Here is a 3,225-nt window from a genome sequence, read left to right on the forward strand (position 1 = left end):
GGCCACGCCTGCGCTCCCATCCACCCCGTCCGAGCCACCGGGAGTCTCGTTCCCGTCCGGCGGCTATCTCGGGCTGGGTGCCGTCGCGCTCCTGGTCGTCGCGCTGTTCTCCGTCCGGTTGTGGCGTCGCCGGCACTACGTCCCCGGCAGTGGTGTCCGCGACGACCTGGTCGAAGCACCGGTGATTCACCAGCTCGCTGCCGCTTACAACAGCGCCACCGCCGAGCGCGACGATGACGGTGAGCTCGTCGTCGTACGCCCACCTGGCGACCCGCACATCACCGGCCGCCGCCACGCCGCGGCCACCGCCACCGCCCATGCCGCCCCACCCGGCACCCGGGTCGTGGGCACCACCGGCGACGGCCAACCTCTCGCGCTCGACCTCGCCGCCACCCGCGGACTCGGGCTCATCGGACCCGGCGCTGACGCCGCGATCCGCGCTCTGCTCGTCACCCTGCTCGCCGACCGCCACCAGCCCGACGCCGCCCCCGCCGAGATTCTCCTCCCCGCCGCCGACGTGCGGCGGCTGCTGGGCGAGGACACCACCGCCACGCCGCCGCAGCGTCTGCACATCGTCGCCGACCTGCCCACCCTGCTGGACCGCCTCGAAGCCGACGTCGTCACCCGAGCACGACGCGCCGCCGCCGGCGAGGACCCCCGCCGGACGTCCCTGATCATCGTTGCCGCCCCCGACCAGACCTCGGATCGCYGTCTCCAAGCCGTCCTCGACAACGGCTCCCCGCTCGGCGTCGTGGGCATCCTGTACGGGCAGTGGCGGCCCGGCGCGACCGCCCGAGTGCGGCCCGACGGTGTCATCGGTGCCGCGAGCCCCGATATCGCCGCCGCTCTGGTCGGCAACCGGCTGTTCACTCTGCCCGAGGCCGACACCGGCCAGCTGCTCGACCTGCTCGCCGACGCCGACGCACCGGCCGCTAACCAGGAGGACTTCCGGCGGGCAAACCCTACCCAGGGGCCCCCGCCCCCACCGCCCACCTCCGCGCCGCCCCCCCAGTAGCGCCACGGTCATACCCGCACCGCCGCCTCCGCCAACGCCCGACGTGTCACCGAACGCCGACGAGCCTCCGGGCTCAGACACGGTGCTCCCACCCGGCAGCGGAGCAGTCCCCACTGAGCCCACAGACGCCGTACCGCCGACGCCGGTCCCGAGCGCTCCACGCCCGCCGCGGGCGGCCACGCCGCTGTTGCTCACTCTGTTTGGCCGGCTGCAACTGCGGTACTGGGCACCGGACGGCGGCTACCAGCCCGTGGACGGCATCGGCGGCCCGAGCCAGGAGATCCTGGCCTACCTCGCCGCCCATCCCGACGGCGTGCAGCGTCGCACCATCATCGACGCGGTCTGGCCCGACGACGGTAAACTCCCACGCCAGCGGGACAACCGGTTCTACGCCGCCATCAGCCAGCTACGCCGCGGCCTCGCCGCCGCCACCGGCGGGACGATCGACGACGTCTTCGACCACGACGTCGATCGGCGCTGGCGGCTGYGCCGCGACCTGATCACCGTCGACCTCTGGCAGGTCGACGAGGCCCTCGACGCACGCCGCCGTGCGACGACCACCGCCGACGAGCTCGCCGCGATCCTCCCGCTGGCCGCCACCTACACCGGCCACCTCTCCGACGACATCGCCGGCACCTGGGCCGAAACCCACCGCGAGAACCTGCGCCGCCAGGTCTCCGACGCGCTCGCCAGCATCACCGCCGCTGTCGGGGAGGACAACCCACAGCGCCTGGAGCTGCTGGAGACACTGCGCCGCCTCGATCCCTACAACGAAGGGCTCTACGTCCAGATCGCCCGCGCCCAGGCCCGCCTCGCTCAGCCGGACGCGGTCGCGGCCACCTACCGCCAGCTCGTCATGGCCCTCGCCGAGATCGGTGAGCGGCCTACGCCTGACGCGGATCGCTTCTTCCAGGCCGCGATGCGACCCGGTCCGCCCGGCACACGGTCAGCCTGACCGCGTACCGACAGTTCCCGCCGTTCTACCGGCGGCGCCGCCRCTCGGCCCACGCCCGCCGATCGACCTCCAACAGTTCCTCGTGCGCGGCGGCCCACTGCGCCATCGGCGCCACCAGGTCCGCCAGCTCCTTCGCGGCCGGGGTCAGCCAGTAGACCGTCCCGAAGGGGAACACGCGCTCCCGCATCCGCTCGACCAGCCCCCGGTGTTGCATCGACCGCAACGTCCGGGTCAACACGGCCTGCTGGATCAGTGGCTGCGGCCAGTGCCGGCCCCGCGGMACGTCATAGCTGCGCAAGGTGCGCAACAAGCTCGTGTACGGCTGCGGACCGCTCGACAGCGTGACCAGCACGTCCGGGAGCCATGCAGGGCTCAGCGTGCGGCGCAGATCGTGCAGCAGAATGCGCCGATCAGTGTCAGTCAGATCGTCAGTCCCAGTCACGTTCTACTCCCACGGAAGATCCGCAGACCCATCGGGCCTGCTTGACCGTTCCGCCGCACAGCGCGACTACCTCGCCGCTCCGTAGCCCCTCTGCGTGACGGGCAGTTGCCCCAAGGCTGCACTATCGGGCCGTAAGGTGACAATCCGGTATGCGGCCGTCACGGCATCGATCAAGGGGTGTCCGTCGCCCCATCGCGCAGGAGACTGGGGCCAAACTCCGGCGCCGCAGCCCCGCTACCTGCGGAAACGTCGTCACCGTGACAGCACGACCGCCTCAACGCACCCAGYCCGCCTCCGCCGACATGATGCTCGTCACGTCGCGCGATCCCGCGGGCACGGCAGCCTCCGCCGGCTCATCCCGGCGGCTCCCACGAGCCCACCTTCAGCCACAGGGCGCCGATCAGGCAGGCGCACTGTCTGTCGACGCCGCCCCGACTATGCGGGCAGCTCGACCCGACCGCCCATCCACCCCCCGGCGATCTCGGTGACAAAATAGAAGCCCTCACGACATCGGCGTTCAYGCGAGCCGCCTCTTCCGGAATCTCAACCAGGACGCGCTCCCGCCGTATTGGGGCAGGACCATGGCCATGGGCCGCGAGGGTCGGGATTCTCACCTCCGCTTGGATGACGGGTGATGATGGCGACTCCGTGCGGACCAGTCGCTGTTGTTGGCGAGGGTTGGCGCACCAACCTTCACACCGCAGTCAGCGAACGGCAGCTGGCACCGCCGACAGAAAGCCATAGAGCCTAAATCAGCGGATCGCTCAGATGCTCCGCCAGCAGGGTGCGCGGCGGACGGTGTGGGGTGTGTCA

At 71.5% G+C, this 3,225-nt stretch carries 2 protein-coding genes and 1 pseudogene; 2 read left to right on the forward strand and 1 reads right to left on the reverse strand.

What is annotated here, in order from left to right; genetic code table 11:
- Both KBI5_RS28285 and KBI5_RS28290 read left to right on the forward strand, forming a co-directional pair.
- A pseudogene (locus KBI5_RS28285) lies at positions 1–1,015 on the forward strand (hypothetical protein); the annotation flags it as partial.
- Positions 1,016–1,202: 187 nt separating this feature from the next.
- Positions 1,203–1,970: a BTAD domain-containing protein gene (locus KBI5_RS28290; RefSeq protein WP_241883166.1), complete on the forward strand. Its 768-nt coding sequence runs from the start codon at positions 1,203–1,205 to the stop codon at positions 1,968–1,970.
- A gap of 25 nt (positions 1,971–1,995) precedes the next feature.
- Here KBI5_RS28290 and KBI5_RS24275 read toward each other — a convergent pair whose 3' ends face one another.
- On the reverse strand, positions 1,996–2,412 hold the full coding sequence (locus KBI5_RS24275) for a winged helix-turn-helix transcriptional regulator (protein WP_085016595.1): 417 nt from the start codon (positions 2,410–2,412) through the stop codon (positions 1,996–1,998).
- Between the last annotated feature and the right edge of the window lie 813 nt (positions 2,413–3,225).

This window comes from Frankia sp. KB5 (assembly GCF_002099325.1).
Lineage (GTDB): Bacteria > Actinomycetota > Actinomycetes > Frankiales > Frankiaceae > Frankia > Frankia casuarinae.